This window comes from Cupriavidus sp. C3SS-1, assembly GCF_057073755.1.
Map to the genome: position 1 here is coordinate 1870082 of NZ_CP172700.1, position 17044 is coordinate 1887125.

Consider the following 17044-nt stretch of genomic DNA (forward strand, 5'->3'; position numbering starts at 1 on the left):
TCAGGCTGCACCCCTGACGGCCCGCATTGCCTTGTGCTGTCGCCGTTCTGCTAGCGGCCGTCGTTGCGGGCTTCCTGATGCCCGCGGTCATGTTGAGCGCGCTGCTGCTGGCGCTGCTGTTCCATCTGCTGCTGTTGCTGCTGTTGCTGCTGCTGTTGCTGCTGCCGCTGGCGTTCCTGCATCTGCCGCTGCTGATCCTGCTGCTGGCGCTGCTGCTCCTGCATGGCACGCTGCTGTTGCTGCATCGCGCGCTGCTGCTCCTGGGCGGCGCGCTGTTGTTCCTGCGCGGCGCGTTGCTGGTCCTGTGCCCGCCGCTGCTGCTCCTGCATCTGGCGCTGCTGCTCCATCTGCTGGCGCTGCATGGCCTGCTGCTGGCGCTGCTGGTCGGCCATCTGCCGCTGCTGCTCCTGCTGGTGGCGCTGTTGCTCCTGCATCTGGCGCTGCTGTTCCATCTGCTGGCGCTGGGCCGCCTGCTGCTGGCGCTGCTGCTCGGCCATCTGCCGTTGCTGCTCCGCCTGCTGGCGCTGCGACTCCATCATGTGGCGCTGCTCTGACTGCTGGCGCTGCTGCTCCTGCAACTGCCGCTGTTGCTCCATCTGCTGGCGCTGCACGGCCTGTTGCTGCCGCTGCTGATCGGCCTGCTGTCGCTGCGTGTCCATCTGCTGGCGCTGCATGGCTTGTTGCTGCTGACGCTGCATCGCCTGCGCCTGGTCTTGCGCTTCATGGCCCTGGCGCTGCTGCTCCCATTGCTGGCGCTCCTGCGCCTGTTGCTGCTGCCGGCGCAGGTCGGCGCCCTGCCGTTGCTGCTCCTGTTGCTGGCGTTGCTGTTCCATCTGCTGGCGCTGCATCACCTGTTGCTGCTGGCGCTGGAGTTCCTGCCCCTGGCGCTGGGCGTCGGGCATCTGGACCAGCCCCTGCACCTGGTCGGGCCGCGTGGTGAAACCGCGGCCATTGCCACGCCAGGGATCGCCGCCCATCGCCGGGGCGCCGCGTTCGGCACCGGCCGGCGGGCGCCGCCCGGCATCGTCGTCGTGGCGCTGCGGCGGTATGGCGGGCCGCGCGGCCACGGCAGCCTGGCTCATGCGCACGTTCGGCGCGACTTGCTGCGCGTCCCTGCCGCGTGGCCGCGTGTCGCCGCCGCGCCATACGGGGCCAGCGCCCGACACCACGCCGCCTTCGCGGGCGAAGCGCCGGGCCAGTTCGTCATGCGCGGGTTGTCCGGGCGGGCGCGCCGCAATCGCCTGGCGCTCGAACCCCTGGCGCGCCTGTGGCGGAAGCTGGCGGACCGGCGCCGCGCCGAGCAGGCTGCCCTTGACCGGCGCTACCGGCGGCGCGCCGCGGGCCTCGCCCTGCGGCAAGTTGCGCCATTCATTGCCGCGCAGATTGCGCGGTACCGGCCGGCCTTCGACGAAATTGCGCGCCGGCATGCCGCGGATCGCGCCCGGTACATCACGGTTCGGGCGCTGCTCGCCGCGGAAGCGGTAGTCGTTGGACAGGTAATTGACGTTCACGCGGTTGATCCGCGTGACATAGGCCGGGCTCGCGCGGTACACGGGCCGGTAGGCGTCGCGCGGGCCAAGCGGATACCAGGCCACGCCCGGGCCGCCGCCCACGCGCACGCTCCAGTTGGGGCCGGCGCCCACAAAGCCGACCAGCGCCGGCGCGTAACACGGCCGCGGCACGCGCGGTCCCGGCACCCAGCCCCAGCGGCTGCCGATATAGGCCCAGCGCCCATAGTGGAACGGCGCAAACCCCCACGGCGCATCGTCGATCCAGGTCCAGCCCCACGGCGCGACCCAGGCCCAGTGGCCGGTGCTGTATGGCGCCCACCCCGTATCCACCGCGCGCGGAAACCATACCGCGCCGTAACCGGCGTCTTCCTGCCAGTCGCCGTAGCCGTCCAGCGCGGCATAGCCGGGCATGTCGCGCGGCACGTAGCGGGCCGAGGGCGACGCGTCTTCGCGCGCATCGCGGGCGGCGGTCCAGCGGTCGAAATCGTCCTCGGGCGGCAGGTTGCCCGGGCCGGCATCGGCCAGGTCGGTCCCGCCAAAACTCATGCGCTCGCCGCGGTTCATCTCCAGCGAGCGGCTGTCGCCATAGATCACGGCGCGGCCATGGCGCATGGTCACGGTGGTGACACTGCCATCGGGCGACACGTCCAGCCGGTAGTCGCCCGGCTCGCGCGGCACGAAGGCCAGGTTGGGCGTGTCGACTTCCACCGGCTGGTCCTGCGGCAACGCGCGCACCCGCAACTGCAGCGTACCCTGCGTGAGCTTGACCTGCGTGGCGTTGTCGTCCAGGTTAAGCACGCTGACGGCCGTCGCGCTGCCCAGGCGGACGGTCACGGCGCCGGCATGCATCTCGGCACGGCCGCCGTTGTCGACCCACAGGCGGTCGCCGGTGGTGATCGGCCGGTTCAGGCCGGCCGCGGCCCACTCGTCAGAGCCGGCCGGGGCAAAGCTGAGGTTGCCCGCCGCCTCGGTCAGGGTAGCGACGCGCGATGGCGGATCGGTCTGCTCGACCACCGCTCCTGGCTCGCCAAGCGGCGAAGGCTGGGCATGACCCGGCCATGGCGCGAAGGTCAGGGCCAGGCCGGCCGTCACGGCCAGCATGGGCAGCCAGGTTGTGACGCTGGCCTTCAGGCGGCGAGGGCCAATGGCGGAATTTCGGTCAGGCGCAGGTGAGCGATACATGGATTCGAGAAGCTGGGAGAACAAGGCCCACGGCGCAAGGCCCACGGCGGCCGGCGGCCGTCCTGATGTCACCATACATGGAGCAACGTCCCCGGGAGTCCGGCGCGGACAAGACTTTGTAAGCGGTTATTTCCTCTGGCCGCGACACGCTGGGAGGATGCGTGCCGGCGAAGCACGATGGAGGCCGGAACCGGCGGTACGGATGAAGGCGGCAGTGCAAGCGGCCGTCAAAGGTGGAAACAACTCCTTGACTCTCGCCGTCTCCCAGTACCGCCAGCGCCCTGGCAACAACGGGCGCGCGCGGTTCCGGTGTCAGTTCCCTGACTGCTCGCGCAAGTGCTCCGTAAGCCGCTCCGCGGGGACGGGCCGGCTGTACAGATAGCCTTGCGCCTCCCAGCAGCCATTGGCCAGCAGGAAGTCTCGCTGTTCGACCGTTTCGACGCCCTCCGCCACCACGCCGATCTGCAGGCTCTGCCCGACGTTGATGACGGAGCGGACGATGGCGGCATCCACCGGATCCTGCGTCACGTTGCGCACGAAGGACTGGTCGATCTTCAGACGGTCCACCGGGAACGACTTGAGGAAGCTCAGCGAGGCGTAACCCGTACCGAAGTCGTCGCAGGTCAGGGTCACGCCGTCGCGGCGCAGCGCCTGGAGCTGGTCGGACACCTCGTCGCCCTGCTGCAGCGCGATGGTCTCGGTGATCTCGATTTCCAGGCTGGACGGCGGCAGTTCCAGCGCGCGCAAGACATGGCGCACCTCGGTCACCAGCCGGCTTTCGGCCAGTTGCGCGGCGAACAGGTTGATGGCCACGCGCGGCGCCTGGGGCAAGGTCAGCGCCCACGCCCGCGCCTGCGCGCAGGCAGTCTGCAGCAGCCACATGCCCACGTCGCTGGCCACGCTGCTGGCCGCCAGCGCATCGATGAAGCTTGCCGGCGCGAGCAGGCCGCGCGTCGGATGGCGCCAGCGCAGCAGCGCCTCGGCGCCCATGATGCGGCCGTCGCGCAAGTCGACCTGGGGCTGGTAGTGAAGCTCGAACTGACGCTGCGCGTAAGCCTCGTGCAGCGCCTGCACCAGCGACAGCCGCGTGGTCACGTCCTGGCGCATCTGCGGCTTGAAGAAGCGGATGGTGCGCCCGCCATCGTGCTTGGCACGGGCCAGCGCCAGGCTGGCGGCCGCGAGCGCGTCGGAGGCTAGATCGCCGGCGGCCGGCAGCACGCACGCGCCCACGCTGGCAAGCACGTGATGGCGGCGCCCGCTGTATTCGTGCGGCGAGGACAGCATGGAAAGGATTGCAGCGCAGACGTGACGAACCAGGGTCGGATCCGAAATGGAAGGCAGCAGCACCGAGAACTCGTCGCTGCCGACGCGGGCGATCACGGCATCGCGCGGCGATGCGTCGCGCAGCCGGCGTGCCACGCCTTGCAGGATCAGGTCGCCCTCGGCATGGCCGTGCATGTCATTGAAGGCGCGGAAATCATCAATGCCGATCAACAGCAATGCGCAGCGGGGCACCGCCTCGCTTTGCAGGCGTGCCTCCAGCCGCTTTAAGAATCCCCCCCGATTCCCGACCCCGGTCAGCGGATCGGTCTCCCCGTCTGGCGAAGCGCCAGCCGCTTTCGCCCCCGACTTGGCCACCATCCCTGCCTCTTTTGCAATTATCGACATTGTTACCAGATCTGCAATTCAGGGAAGTGTGACGAAAACCATGAAAAAAGCAAGCGCTTCGGGAATTCCGGCGTGCGCGCCAATGCGGCTTAGCAACGCCCGGCTCCTGCCAGTCGCGCGGCGTTGAAACCGCCCCGGGGTTACAGTACCCTACCGCGCATTGCCGCACTGCCGGCCGGGCGCCGCGGCTGCCCTGAAGAAGAACACGGAATACGGGAACCAAGCCTTGAACCACTGGACCATCCGCAAGCGCATCCTGGCAAGCTTTACCTTCATCCTGCTGGTCATGGCACTGATGGGGGTTGTGGCCTACAACCGGCTCTCGTCGATCGAGCGGGAAACCAACCTGATGCTCAAGGACGCCCTGCCGGGCCTCCAATACAGCACCAGCATCCGCGGCGCCTGGGGCGAGATCTATGTGCTGGGCTGGGAAACCATCAAGGCCACCGGCGACAGCCAGCGCCAGGAGTACCGGCAGCAAGTGGCCGACGTCCGCGCGCGGCTGGAGCGGCTCGAACAACAGTACGAGACCACCATCACCCGCGACAACGACCGCGCCACCTTCAACCAGTACAAGACGGCCAAGGCCAGGTATGAGCAGGTGGCGCTGCCGCTGTTGCAAGCGACCAGCGGGAAAGGCGTCGATTCCACCGAAGCGCTGCTGCGCGGCGATGCCCACCAGGCCTGGCAGGATGTGCGCAAGCTCGCGCAGGCCATGGTGGACGACAACAATGCCGTGAACGAGCGTTCCGCGCACGGCATCAATGCGGCCGTCAACTCGGCCAAGGTCGGCATCGAGGTGGCGCTGCTGGTCGCGCTGGCGGTGGCGGTCATCTGTGGCTACCTGCTGCTGCGCGCCATCACCGTGCCGATGCGCTCGATCGTCGGCCTGCTGGCCGGCATCCGCGGCGGCGACCTGCGCCTGCGCATGGCACTGAAGCGCGGCGACGAATTCCAGGACGTCGAGGAAGGCTTCAACCAGATGACGGGCGAGCTGACTTCGCTGGTCGGCCAGGCCCAGCGCTCCGCGATCCAGGTCACCACCTCGGTCAACGAGATTGCCGCGACCGCGCGACAGCAACAGGCCACCGCCACGGAAACCGCCGCGACCACGACGCAGATCGGCGCCACCTCGCGCGAGATTTCCGCCACGGCGCGCGACCTGGTCCGCACCATCAACGAGGTCTCGAACGCGGCCGAGCAGACCGCCGGGCTCGCCGGGACCGGCCAGGTCGGCCTGTCGCGCATGGAAGCCACCATGCAGCACGTGATGGACGCGGCCGGCTCGGTCAATGCCAAGCTCGCCACGCTCAATGAACGGGCCGGCAATATCAACCAGGTGGTCACCACCATCGCCAAGGTGGCGGACCAGACCAACCTGCTGTCGCTCAATGCCGCGATCGAGGCCGAAAAGGCCGGCGAATACGGCCGCGGCTTCTCGGTGGTGGCCACAGAGATCCGCCGCCTGGCCGACCAGACCGCCGTCGCCACCTACGACATCGAGCAGATGGTGCGCGAGATCCAGTCCGCCGTGGCCGCCGGCGTGATGGGCATGGACAAGTTCTCGGAAGAAGTGCGCCGCGGCATGTCCGACGTGACCCAGGTCGGCGACCAGCTGTCGCAGATCATCGGGCAGGTGCAGTCGCTCGCGCCGCGCGTGCAGATGGTCAACGAAGGCATGCAGGCGCAGGCCGGAGGCGCCGAGCAGATCAACCAGGCGCTGATGCAATTGTCCGAAGCCGCGCAGCAGACGGTCGAGTCGCTGCGCCAGTCGGGCCAGGCCATCGACGAGCTGACGCTGGTGGCCAACGAGCTGCGCAGCGGCGTTTCACGCTTCAAGGTATAGCGCCGTGGGGCGGGAGGCCACGCGCCGATGAAATTGTTCCTGCTGTTCCGGCTTGGCCATGACCACTATGCGATCGATGCCACCGAGGTCGCCGAGGTGCTGCCGCTGACCGCGCTCAAGCAGATTCCCGGCAGCCCTGCCTGGGTGGCCGGCGTGCTGTCGCGGCGCGGGCAGGCGGTGCCTGTGATCGACCTGTGCGCGCTGGCCACGGGCGTGGCGTCGGCGCAGCGCACCAGCACGCGCACGGTGCTGGTCCATTACCGCCGCCGCGAAGGCGAAGGCGATGCGCCGCGCCTGCTCGGGCTGCGCCTGGAGCAGGCCACCGAGACGCTGCGCTGCGCGCCGGAATCGTTCATCGAAACGGGCATCGACACCGGCACGGCACGCTACCTGGGGCCGGTGCGCGCCGATGAACAGCGCGGCCTGGTGCAATGGGTGCGGGTCCACGCGCTGCTGCCCGACGATGTCCACGCCATGCTGTTCGACGCGGCGCGGGACGCGTGCCTGCCATGAGCACGGCCACCCATATCGAGGCCTTGCTGAAGGCGCGCATCGGGCTGGATGCGCGCTCGATCGGCCCCGGCGCGCTCGAACGCGCGCTGCGCGAGCGCCAGGCCGCGTTGCAGGCGCATGATGTGGCGGCCTACTGGAACCTGCTGCACAGCCACCCCGACGAGTTCCAGGCGCTGATTGAAGCCGTGGTGGTCCCCGAGACCTGGTTCTTCCGGCACCGGGAGGCCCTGGTGGCGCTTGGGCGCTTTGCGGCCGAGCGCGTGTTCGGCGACCCCACGCGGCAGATTCGTGTGCTGAGCCTGCCCTGCGCGAGCGGCGAAGAGCCCTATTCCATCGCCATGGCCCTGCTCGACGCCGGCATTGCGCCCGCGCGTTTCCGCATCGACGCGCTGGATATCAGCGCCCGCGCCCTGGCGCGCGCACGTGCCGGCCTCTACGGCGGCAATGCCTTCCGCGGCGCCGCGCTCGATTTCCGCGACCGCTACTTCAAGCCCTGCCCGGGCGGCTTCGCACTGGACGCGCGGGTGCGCGAACTGGTGCAGCCGCGCCTGGGCAACATTGTCGACCCCGACCTGCTGGCCGGCGAGGCGCCCTACGACTTCGTCTTCTGCCGCAACCTGCTGATCTATTTCGATGCCGACGTGCAGCGGCGTACCGTCCAGACCCTGGCCCGGCTGACCGCGAGCGACGGCATGATCTTCGTGGGCCCGGCCGAAGCCAGCCTGCTCAGCGCGCAAGGGCTGCAGTCCGCCGGCGTGCCGCTCGCCTTCGCGTTCCGCAAGTCCCCCACGGAGGAAGCACGGAGCGTGCGCCCGATCCAGCGCAGCACCGCGCTGGCGCCGGCGCCTGCCCGCATGCCGCCGAGGCCGGCCAGGCTTCATGCGCGCCCCACGCCGGCGCTGCGCAAGCCCGCACCGCCTCGCGCCGCCGAGCCGGCCGATGCGCTCGCCAGCATCTCGGCGCTTGCCGATCGCGGCGAACTGGACGCCGCCACCGCGGCCTGCGAAGCGCTGATCGCCAGCCAGGGCCCGAGCGCGGATGCCTGTTGCCTGCTGGGCGTGCTCCATGACGCCGCCGGCCGCACGCCGAGCGCGCGCGACGCCTATCGCCGCGCAATCTATCTCGACCCGGGCCACCAGGAGGCCCTCTATCACCTGGCCGCGCGGCTCGAAGCCGAGGGCGACCACGCCGGCGCCGCGCGCCTGCGCCAGCGCGCCCAGCGCCATACCCGTACCGGCTAGCCATGGCTGACGACCTGACTCTTTCCGCCAACACACCTGTCGACAGTACGCCTGTAGACGACTGCTGGCGCCGCATCGGCGTGCGGGGCGACGGCAGCTGCGCGCTGCTGGCCACGCACGTCCATTGCCGCAACTGTCCGACCTATTCCCGCGCGGCCACGGTCCTGCTCGATTCACATGCCATGACCCGGTTGCCCGACGCACCGGCCGACCGCGAACCGGATGCGGCGTCGTCCGGCACCGGCCTGTCCTGCCTGGTGTTCCGCGTCGGCGAGGAATGGCTGGCCCTGCCCACCGAGGCCATTGGCGAAGTCACCGCGCCGTGCCCCGTGCACTCGCTCCCGCATCGCCGCGACGCCGCGGTGCTGGGGCTGGCCAGCGTGCGCGGCAGCCTGCTGGCCTGCCTGTCGCTGGCCCGGTTGTTCGGCATGGACGAGGCACCCGATGCCCAGGCGAACGCGCGGCACGGACAGCGTTTCCTGGTGCTCGGCCAGGGCCGCGGCGCCATCGCCCTGCCGGTGGCCGAAGTCAGCGGCGTGCGCCGCGTGCCCGGCAGTGCGCTGCGGCCGCTGCCGGCCACGCTGGCGCGGGCCTCCACGCGCTACAGCCAGGCCTTGTTTGAAGACCACGGCCGCAGCGTCGGCCTGCTGGATGCCGCGCTGGTGCGCCAGGCACTGACCCGGAGCCTGGCATGAACCCCGACCAGTTGCGCGACGCTTCGCTGCTCGAACTGTTCGCGCTCGAAGCCGAATCCCAGGCCGAGGTGCTCAATGCGGGCCTGCTCGCGCTGGAACGCGACCCCGCCGCCGCCAGCCAGCTAGACGCCTGCATGCGCGCGGCGCATTCCATCAAGGGCGCGGCGCGCATTGTCGGGCTCGATGGCGGAGTGCACCTGGCGCATGCCATGGAAGATTGCCTGGTGGCCGCACAAGCCGGCATGGCGCTGAGCGCCGCGCATATCGATGCGCTGCTGCAAGGCACCGACCTGCTGCAGCGGATCGGCCAGCCGCCTGATGGCGACCCGGCCTGGGCCGACCGCCAGGGCCGCGCCGAGATCCTCGCCGTGGTGCAACGCTTGCAGGCGTTGCCGGGCGGAGAAGGCGCGTCAGCACCGGTTGCGGCGGAGCCGCCAGTTGCGTCGGCCGACGCCGAGCCCAGCCCCGCCGCGCCGCCCCAGCCAGCCGTGCCACCGGGAGCCGCCCCGGAATCGCACGAGCGCATGCTGCGCGTCGGCGCCGAGTCGCTCGACCAGTTGCTGGCGCTGTCGGGAGAGGCCATGGTGGAATCGCACTGGCTGCGCCCGTTCGGCCGGGCCATGCTGCAGGCGCGCCGGCAACAGGCGCGCGCGCTGCAGGCCCTGGACACACTGAGCGGCGCGCTCGCGGGCAGCGGCGCCGACGCCAGCGCCATGGCCGCCCTGTCCGATGCGCGGCAACTGCTGGCAGACGGCGCGCAAGACCTGTCGCAGCGGCAGGAAGAGCTGGACCAGTACGAGCACCGCACTGCGCGGCTGGCGCGGCGTCTCTACGACACCGCGCTGGCCTGCCGCATGCGCCCGCTGTCCGACGGGTTGGCAGGTTACGCGCGCATGGTGCGCGATCTTGCGCGCTCGCTCGGCAAGGCTGCGCACCTGGAACTGGTCGGCGCCGGCACGCAGGTGGACCGCGACATCCTCGAGGCCCTGGATGCGCCGCTGGCGCACTTGCTGCGCAATGCCGTGGATCACGGCATCGAGCCGTCCGCGGTGCGCGTGGCCGCCGGCAAGCCCGCCGAAGGACGCATCCTGCTGCAGGCGCGGCACAATGCCGGCCGGCTCGTGATCGAGATCGGCGACGACGGCGCGGGCGTGGATCTCGAATTGCTGCGCCACGCGATCGTGCGGCGGCGCCTGGCGAGCGAGGACACCGCCGCGCGGCTGTCGCAGGCCGAGCTGCTCGAGTTCCTGCTGCTGCCGGGCTTCAGCCTGCGCGAGACCGTGTCCGAAGTCTCGGGCCGCGGCGTCGGCCTGGATGCAGTGCAGGAAATGGTGCGCCGCGTGCGCGGCAGCCTGCGCCTGGCGCAGCCGCCCGGGGGCGGCCTGCAGTTCCACCTGGAGCTGCCGCTGACGCTGTCGGTGGTGCGCGCGCTGCTGGTGGAAGTAGCCGGCGAAGCCTATGCGTTCCCGCTGGGCCACGTCCTGCGCGCCGCCACGGTGGCCCGGCAGGACGTGGCGCAGACCGAGAGCCACCAGCATTTCCGGCACGCGGGCCGCGCAGTCGGGCTGGTCAGTGCCGCGCAGGTCCTGCAGCGCCCGGAACGCGCGCTCGACGGCGACGAGATTCCCGTCGTCATCCTCGGCGAACAGGACCGCGTGTACGGCATTGCCGTCGACCGCATGCTGGGCGAACGCCTGCTGGTGGTGCAGCCGCTCGCGCCGGCGCTGGGCAAGATCAAGGATATTGCCGCGGGCGCCCTGACCGATGACGGCACGCCGGTCCTGATCTTCGACGTGGATGACCTGCTGCGCTCGGTCGAGAAGCTCGTCAGCGACGGACGCATCGAGCCTGTACGCCAGGCAGGTATGGCCGCCACGCAGGCGCGGCGCAAGCGCGTGCTGGTGGTCGACGACTCCCTCACCGTGCGCGAGCTGGAGCGCAAGCTGCTGGCCGGGCGCGGCTACGACGTGGTGGTCGCCGTGGATGGCATGGACGGCTGGAACGTGCTGCGCGCCGAGCCCTTCGACCTGGTCATCACCGATATCGACATGCCGCGCATGGACGGGATCGAACTGGTCACGCTGATCCGCAAGGAGCCGCGCCTGCAGCAGTTGCCGGTGATGGTGGTGTCGTACAAGGACCGCGAGCAGGATCGCCAGCGCGGCCTGGAGGCCGGCGCGGATTACTATCTGGCAAAAGGCAGTTTCCATGACGCTGCGCTGCTCGATGCGGTGCACGACCTGATCGGCGAGGCAACTTCATGAAAGTCGGCATCGTCAATGATTCGGCGCTGGCCGTGGCCGCGCTGCGCCGCGCCATCGCGCTCGATCCCGCCTTCGAGATTGCATGGGTCGCCGGGGACGGCGAACAGGCGATCCAGCTCGCGGCTTCGCACCCGCCCGACCTGATCCTGATGGACCTGCTGATGCCGGTCATGGACGGCGTGGAGGCCACGCGCCGCATCATGGCGGCCACGCCGTGCCCGATCGTGGTGGTTACCACGGACCTGGGCCGCAACGCCAACCAGGTGTTCGACGCCATGGGGCATGGCGCCATCGATGCCGTGGACACACCCACGCTGACCGAATCCGATGCCAGGCTGACCGCCGGCCCGCTGCTGCGCAAGATGCGCAATGTCGGGCGGCTGGTGACGGGACGGGTGGCACCGCGTCCAGCCGTGGCCGAAGTAACAGGCCGGCCGGCAGCGTCGCGCCTGGTTGCGATCGGCGCCTCGGCCGGCGGCCCGGCGGCGCTGGCCACGCTGCTGTCCGCCCTGCCCGCGGATTTCTGCGCGGCCGTCGTGGCCGTGCAGCATGTCGACGAAGCCTTCGCACCCGGCATGGCGGAATGGCTCGATGGACAGTGCGCGCTGCCGGTGCGCGTAGCCGTCGCCGGCGAAGTGCCGCAGGCCGGCACGGTCCTGATCGCCGGCACCAACAACCATCTGCGGCTGCTAGGGTCAAACCGCATGGCCTATACCGAGCAGCCCAGCGATTATCTCTACCGCCCCTCCATCGACGTGTTCTTTGAAAGCGTGGTGGAGCATTGGCGCGGACAAGCCATTGGCGTGCTGCTCACCGGCATGGGCCGCGACGGCGCCAGCGGGTTGAAGGCCATGCGCGACCAGGGTTGCCTGACGATTGCGCAGGACCAGGCCACCAGCGCCGTCTACGGCATGCCCAAGGCGGCGGCGGCCATCGGCGCCGCCAGCGAGATCCTGCCGCTCGCGGCCGTTGCGCCGCGCCTGGTGCAGGCCTGCAGCCACCTGTGGCCGGCACCGAGCCGGGCACTGTAGCGAAGACAACAGAGAAGACGACACAAGATCGCCGATGCCTCATCCAGGAACATTTTGGGGTCGAGCCATCCGGGAAGCCAGCATGCAAGAACTCGAGAACCACGCCATCACCGACACTACCCCAGCGCACACCTATCCCGTCATGGTGCTGCTGGTGGACGACCAGGCCATGATCGGCGAAGCTGTCCGCCGCGCCCTGGCCTCCGAGCCCGACATCGATTTCCACTACTGCGCGACGCCGGACGACGCCGTGGCCGTGGCCGAGCGCACCCGCCCCACCGTGATCCTGCAGGACCTGGTCATGCCCGGCGTGGATGGCCTGACGCTGGTGCGCCGCTATCGCGACTACGCCGCCACGCGCGATATCCCGATCATCGTGCTGTCCACCAAGGAAGAGGCGGCGACGAAGAGCGCGGCCTTCGCCGCGGGCGCCAACGATTACCTGGTGAAACTGCCGGACAGCATCGAGCTGATCGCGCGCATCCGCTATCACTCGCGCTCGTACCTGAACCTGCAGCAGCGCGACGAGGCCTACCGCGCGCTGCGGCAAAGCCAGCAGCAACTGCTCGAGACCAACCTTGAACTGCAGCGGCTCACCAACTCGGACGGCCTCACGGGATTGTCCAATCGACGCTATTTCGACGAATACCTGAACGCCGAGTGGAAGCGGGCCCAGCGTGACAAGAGCCAGCTCGCCCTGCTGATGATCGACGTCGATGCGTTCAAGGCCTACAACGATACGTACGGGCACGTCGCCGGCGATGAGGTCTTGCGGCGCGTCGCCGCCGTACTGCGCGACAACTGCTCGCGGCCCACGGACCTGCCCGCGCGCTTCGGCGGTGAAGAGTTCTCGATGATTCTCCCTTCGACTTCGCCCGGCGGCGCGCGGCTGCTCGCGGAAAAAGCGCGGCGTGCGGTTGAAGCGCTCGGCATCGCCCACAACGGGCTGGGCGCGGGCGGCAGCCTGACTGTCAGCATCGGCGCGGCGGTGCTGGTGCCGGAAGAGAACCAGCCCAGTAGCCGGCTGGTCGAAGTGGCCGATGCGGGGCTGTACGAGGCCAAGAGAAATGGCAGGAACCAGGTGGTGATGGCCTGGCCCAAAAGCTAGCCCCAATTCGGGATACGGTGTCGTGCGCCGCCAGTCACGACAGCGCCTCGCATACCGTCCCATCCCCTTCTCCTGTGGGAATCCTCCGACACCGGTTTCGGATACCTGCGGCTGCCTCCGCTGAAAGTTCCTTTCTATCGTTGCAATAAGGCCACCTGACTCGCGAAACGGCGTCAACGGCCTGAAGGGCATCCCCTGCCCTATGCAGCCGCCGCAACGCCGCGGCCGTTCCTGGCACTCGCCCCAAACCAACGCAACGGAGAGAGGTGATTTTATGTTCCGCTCAAGAAAAACCAGTCTTATCCTTGGCCTCGCGATCGCAAGTGCGGCAGTCCTGTCTGCCTGCGGCGGAGGCGGTGACGACGGCATTGCCGCCCGCGTCGGCCTCAGCAAGCCGACGGTCCGCCTGATTCATGCCATACCGGGCGGCCCGAACGTCGACATCTTGCAGAACGGCGTGAAAACCAATCTGCTGAACGAGCCCTACAAGTTCGTGTCGACCTATCGCACGGTCGACGAAGGCAACCAGCTGTTTGCGTTCAACGTGGCCGGTACCAATACCGAGTTGGGGCATACGACCATCAACACCCATACGGGCCACAAGTACACGGCAGTTGCCATGCCAGGCAGCGAAAGCGCGGCGGACGTGATACAGATCGATGATCCGTTCGAAGTGGGCCTGTTCTCGGACAAGGCGCGTGTCAGGGCACTGAACGCATCGTTCAACGCGCAGAACGTGGACATCTACGTGACCGTGCCGGCGGTTGACCTGAACTCCGTCGGCCCGACGTTCTCCGCCGTGGCATTCAAGTCCGCGGTACCTGCATCGGGCCAGGACTCGATCAGCCTGAACGGCGGCACCTACCGGCTGCGCATCACCACGGCTGGCAGCAAGACCGTGATCTTCGATTCGGGCACGCTGACGCTGGCCAACAATGCCGACTGGCTGATCACCACGCTTCCGGTGGACGGCATCAAGGCTACGCTGCCGAACCGCATCAAGGTGCTGGTCGCGCGCGGCGATGACGAATCGCAGGCTGGCCTGGAACTGGTGACCCAACCGAGCCAGTAATTCTTCAACGCCAGGCTGCAATGCAATGGGCCCGCGAAAGCGGGCCCATTTTTCTCGTGTGGACGTAGCTGTCTCAGCCGTCGGCACCGCCATCCCGCTTGAGGATATCGAGATGGGACAGGTAGCGATCCAGTTCGTCGCGGCCGCTGTCGGTGATGCAGTACACCCGGCCGCTGCCCTCGACCAGTTCGGCCGTGATCGCACGCGCGATCATCAGGCTGCGCAGGATCGGGCGCAGCGAGCGGATGTTCAGTTCGATGCCGTACTCGCGCAGCCGGTCGACCAGGTTCATCACGGTCGAAGGACTTGCGTGGACGAGCTTGAGGATGAAAATCCGGGAAAGGACCCGGTCAAGGGAAAACGGTTTCATGAGCGCGGGCGAAGCTCCCACCCCACGACACCGGAATGCTGGGATCCGGTGAAGGGCCGGAGCGGAGTTCCTGTTCATCTTGCGCGGCCCATGACTGCTGCCGCAGTCGGGCACTCTCTACTTCTGCGAACTTCGCGCAGCGCAGGCTGCGCCGCAAGAAAATACGGGGTGCACGAAGGCACCCCGAATACTTGCTTGATGCACGCCGCAGCGAGACGGCGTGGTTCCGGAGCGCCGGGGCTACTCTTCCTGGAACGCTTCTTCGCGCTTGGCCTTGATCGACGGCAGGGCCACCACCGCGACCAGCGCCGCAGCGGCGATCAGCAGGCCCATCGACAGCGGACGGGTCACGAACACGCTGAAGTCACCACGCGAGAGCAGCAGCGAACGGCGGAAGTTCTCTTCCATCATCGGTCCCAGCACGAAGCCGAGCAGCAGCGGCGCCGGTTCGCACTTGAGCTTCAGGAACAGGTAGCCGAGCACGCCGAAGCCAGCCGCCATGAAGACGTCGAAGGTCTGGTTGTTGACCGAGTACACGCCAATGCCGCAGAACACCAGGATCGCCGGGTACAGGAAGCGGTACGGCACGGTCAGCAGCTTCACCCAGATACCGATCATCGGCAGGTTCAGGATGATCAGCATCAGGTTGCCGATCCACATCGAGGCGATCAGGCCCCAGAACAGCGCCGGGTTGCTGGTCATGACCTGCGGGCCGGGCTGGATGTTGTGGATGGTCATCGCACCCACCATCAGCGCCATCACCGCGTTGGGCGGAATGCCCAGCGTCAGCAGCGGGATGAACGAGGTCTGTGCCGCGGCGTTGTTGGCCGATTCCGGACCCGCCACGCCTTCGATGGCGCCCTTGCCGAACTCATGCGAGTACTTCGAGGTCTTCTTCTCCAGCGAGTACGCCGCGAACGAAGCCAGTGCCGCACCACCGCCCGGCAGGATGCCCAGCGCCGAACCGAGCATCGTGCCGCGCAGCACGGCAGGCGCCATGCGCTTGAAGTCTTCCTTGGTCGGCCAGAGATTGGTGACCGCGTCGGTGAAGGTTTCGCGCGATTCCTTCTGCTCCAGGTTCGCGATGATTTCCGCGAAACCGAACATGCCCATGGCCAGCGCGACGAAGTCGATGCCGTCGGTCAGTTCCGGCACGTCGAACGAAAAGCGCGCAGCGCCCGAGTTCACGTCGGTACCGATCAGGCCCATCAGCAGGCCCAGCACGATCATGGCCACGGCCTTCGGCAGCGAACCCGACGCCAGCACCACGGCACCGATCAGGCCCAGCACCATCAGCGAGAAGTACTCGGCGGGACCGAACTTGAATGCCAGTTCCGACAGCGGCGTGGCAAACGCGGCCAGGATCAGCGTGGCCACGCAGCCGGCGAAGAACGAGCCCAGGCCCGAAGTCGCCAACGCCACACCCGCGCGTCCTCGCCGCGCCATCTGGTAGCCGTCGATGGTGGTTACCACCGACGACGATTCACCGGGCAGGTTCACCAGGATGGCGGTGGTCGAACCGCCGTACTGGGCGCCGTAGTAAATACCGGCCAGCATGATCAGCGCGGCCACCGGCGGCAGCGTGTAGGTCACCGGCAGCAGCATGGCGATGGTGGCAAGCGGCCCCAGGCCCGGCAGCACGCCGATCAGCGTACCGAGCACGCAGCCCAGGAACGCGTAGGCGAGATTCTGCAGCGACAGCGCCGTCGAGAATCCCAGTGAAAGGTGTTCAATCAATTCCATCTCGGCGCTCCCCTTAACCGGTGATGAATGCAGGCCACACCGGCATCTGCAGGTTGATGCCGTACACGAACGCGCCCAGGCTGATCAGCACCAGCACGACGCTGTTGAGCAAGGCGCCCTTCCAGCTGAACTCGTGGCTGGCCATCGACGACACCAACACCAGCACGAACACGGACAGCACCATGCCGAGCGGCTTCAGCAACAGGCCGAACAGCACCACGGAACCGAGGATCCACAGCAGGGTCTTCAGGTCCCAGCGTGCGAGATGGTCTTGCTCGCCGTTGCTCGACAGCGACGAGATCAGCACCAGCGCGCCGAGCACGGCGAGCACCAACCCGAGCAGGAACGGAAAGTATCCGGGGCCCATTTTCGCGGCGGTTCCCATGGAATAGCCGCGTGCGACCCAGGAAAAGCCCAGACCGACCAGAATAAACATCAGGCCGGAGGCAAAGTCCTTTTGGCTACGTATGCGCAAAACGATTCTCCTCAAAGTTCACGAATGCTGCCGGTGTCGCGCGCTGGCTCTGCTGCGCGAATTGCTGCATGCAAGCGCATGCCCCGACGGTGACCGGAACCTTAAAGAGGCGATCTTTCAGCCGCCTTTCAGTTGTCTTCAATTAGGGGTATTCACCAATGCGCCACGCATCAGACAGGCGTGTCCATGCGAATGTGCATGCGCCCCAATGCATCACGACATGATGTATTAGCGCCAGGCTGGACGGCGTGGAAAGGGAGAACTACGACGGCGGGACGCGCGCCATTGCCATGCGGCATCGACGCGGTTTGAGGAAGGCATTCTG

At 68.2% G+C, this 17044-nt stretch carries 13 protein-coding genes; 8 read left to right on the plus strand and 5 right to left on the minus strand.

The genetic code is table 11. The annotated features are described in order from the left end of the window. Positions 1 to 50 precede the first annotated feature (50 nt). On the minus strand, positions 51 to 2693 hold the full coding sequence (locus ACIGJC_RS24645; protein WP_483712017.1) for a DUF6600 domain-containing protein: 2643 nt from the start codon (positions 2691 to 2693) through the stop codon (positions 51 to 53). A gap of 312 nt (positions 2694 to 3005) precedes the next feature. Then, complete coding sequence (locus tag ACIGJC_RS24650; RefSeq protein WP_483712018.1) at positions 3006 to 4334, minus strand: putative bifunctional diguanylate cyclase/phosphodiesterase; 1329 nt, start codon at positions 4332 to 4334, stop codon at positions 3006 to 3008. 313 nt (positions 4335 to 4647) lie between these two features. On the opposite strand from ACIGJC_RS24650, the gene ACIGJC_RS24655 reads away from it, so the two are divergent. From ACIGJC_RS24655 to ACIGJC_RS24690, 8 genes are all read left to right on the plus strand, one after another. Next, positions 4648 to 6207 carry a methyl-accepting chemotaxis protein gene (locus ACIGJC_RS24655; protein WP_483714383.1) on the plus strand — a complete coding sequence of 520 codons (1560 nt, stop codon included), beginning with the start codon at positions 4648 to 4650 and terminating at the stop codon, positions 6205 to 6207. A 27-nt stretch (positions 6208 to 6234) separates the two neighbouring features. Then, positions 6235 to 6720 carry a chemotaxis protein CheW gene (locus ACIGJC_RS24660; protein WP_483712019.1) on the plus strand — a complete coding sequence of 162 codons (486 nt, stop codon included), beginning with the start codon at positions 6235 to 6237 and terminating at the stop codon, positions 6718 to 6720. After that, the gene (locus tag ACIGJC_RS24665; protein ID WP_483712020.1) at positions 6717 to 7961 is read left to right on the plus strand and encodes a CheR family methyltransferase; all 1245 of its coding nucleotides are present in this window, start codon (positions 6717 to 6719) and stop codon (positions 7959 to 7961) included. The genes ACIGJC_RS24660 and ACIGJC_RS24665 overlap by 4 nt, the downstream gene beginning before the upstream one ends. 2 nt (positions 7962 to 7963) lie before the next feature. Next, positions 7964 to 8656, plus strand: a complete 693-nt coding sequence (locus tag ACIGJC_RS24670) for a chemotaxis protein CheW (RefSeq protein ID WP_483712021.1) — start codon at positions 7964 to 7966, stop codon at positions 8654 to 8656. Beyond that, complete coding sequence (locus tag ACIGJC_RS24675) at positions 8653 to 10920, plus strand: response regulator (RefSeq protein ID WP_483712022.1); 2268 nt, start codon at positions 8653 to 8655, stop codon at positions 10918 to 10920. The genes ACIGJC_RS24670 and ACIGJC_RS24675 overlap by 4 nt, the downstream gene beginning before the upstream one ends. Further along, complete coding sequence (gene cheB / locus ACIGJC_RS24680) at positions 10917 to 11951, plus strand: chemotaxis-specific protein-glutamate methyltransferase CheB (RefSeq protein ID WP_483712023.1); 1035 nt, start codon at positions 10917 to 10919, stop codon at positions 11949 to 11951. Before ACIGJC_RS24675 ends, cheB begins: the two co-directional genes overlap by 4 nt. An 82-nt stretch (positions 11952 to 12033) precedes the next feature. Further along, positions 12034 to 13059, plus strand: a complete 1026-nt coding sequence (locus ACIGJC_RS24685) for a diguanylate cyclase domain-containing protein (RefSeq protein ID WP_483712024.1) — start codon at positions 12034 to 12036, stop codon at positions 13057 to 13059. A gap of 274 nt (positions 13060 to 13333) precedes the next feature. Next, positions 13334 to 14131: a DUF4397 domain-containing protein gene (locus ACIGJC_RS24690; protein ID WP_483712025.1), complete on the plus strand. Its 798-nt coding sequence runs from the start codon at positions 13334 to 13336 to the stop codon at positions 14129 to 14131. Positions 14132 to 14204: 73 nt separating this feature from the next. Here the strand turns inward: ACIGJC_RS24690 and ACIGJC_RS24695 are convergent, their stop codons facing one another. The 3 genes from ACIGJC_RS24695 to ACIGJC_RS24705 all read right to left on the minus strand — a co-directional run bounded on the left by ACIGJC_RS24695 (position 14205) and on the right by ACIGJC_RS24705 (position 16719). Next, positions 14205 to 14501 carry a transcriptional regulator gene (locus ACIGJC_RS24695; protein WP_483712026.1) on the minus strand — a complete coding sequence of 99 codons (297 nt, stop codon included), beginning with the start codon at positions 14499 to 14501 and terminating at the stop codon, positions 14205 to 14207. Between the two features lie 240 nt (positions 14502 to 14741). Next, on the minus strand, positions 14742 to 16244 hold the full coding sequence (locus tag ACIGJC_RS24700) for a tripartite tricarboxylate transporter permease (protein WP_483712027.1): 1503 nt from the start codon (positions 16242 to 16244) through the stop codon (positions 14742 to 14744). A gap of 13 nt (positions 16245 to 16257) precedes the next feature. Next, a complete protein-coding gene (locus ACIGJC_RS24705) occupies positions 16258 to 16719 on the minus strand; it encodes a tripartite tricarboxylate transporter TctB family protein (protein ID WP_483712028.1) in 462 nt (153 codons plus the stop codon). Positions 16720 to 17044 lie beyond the last annotated feature (325 nt).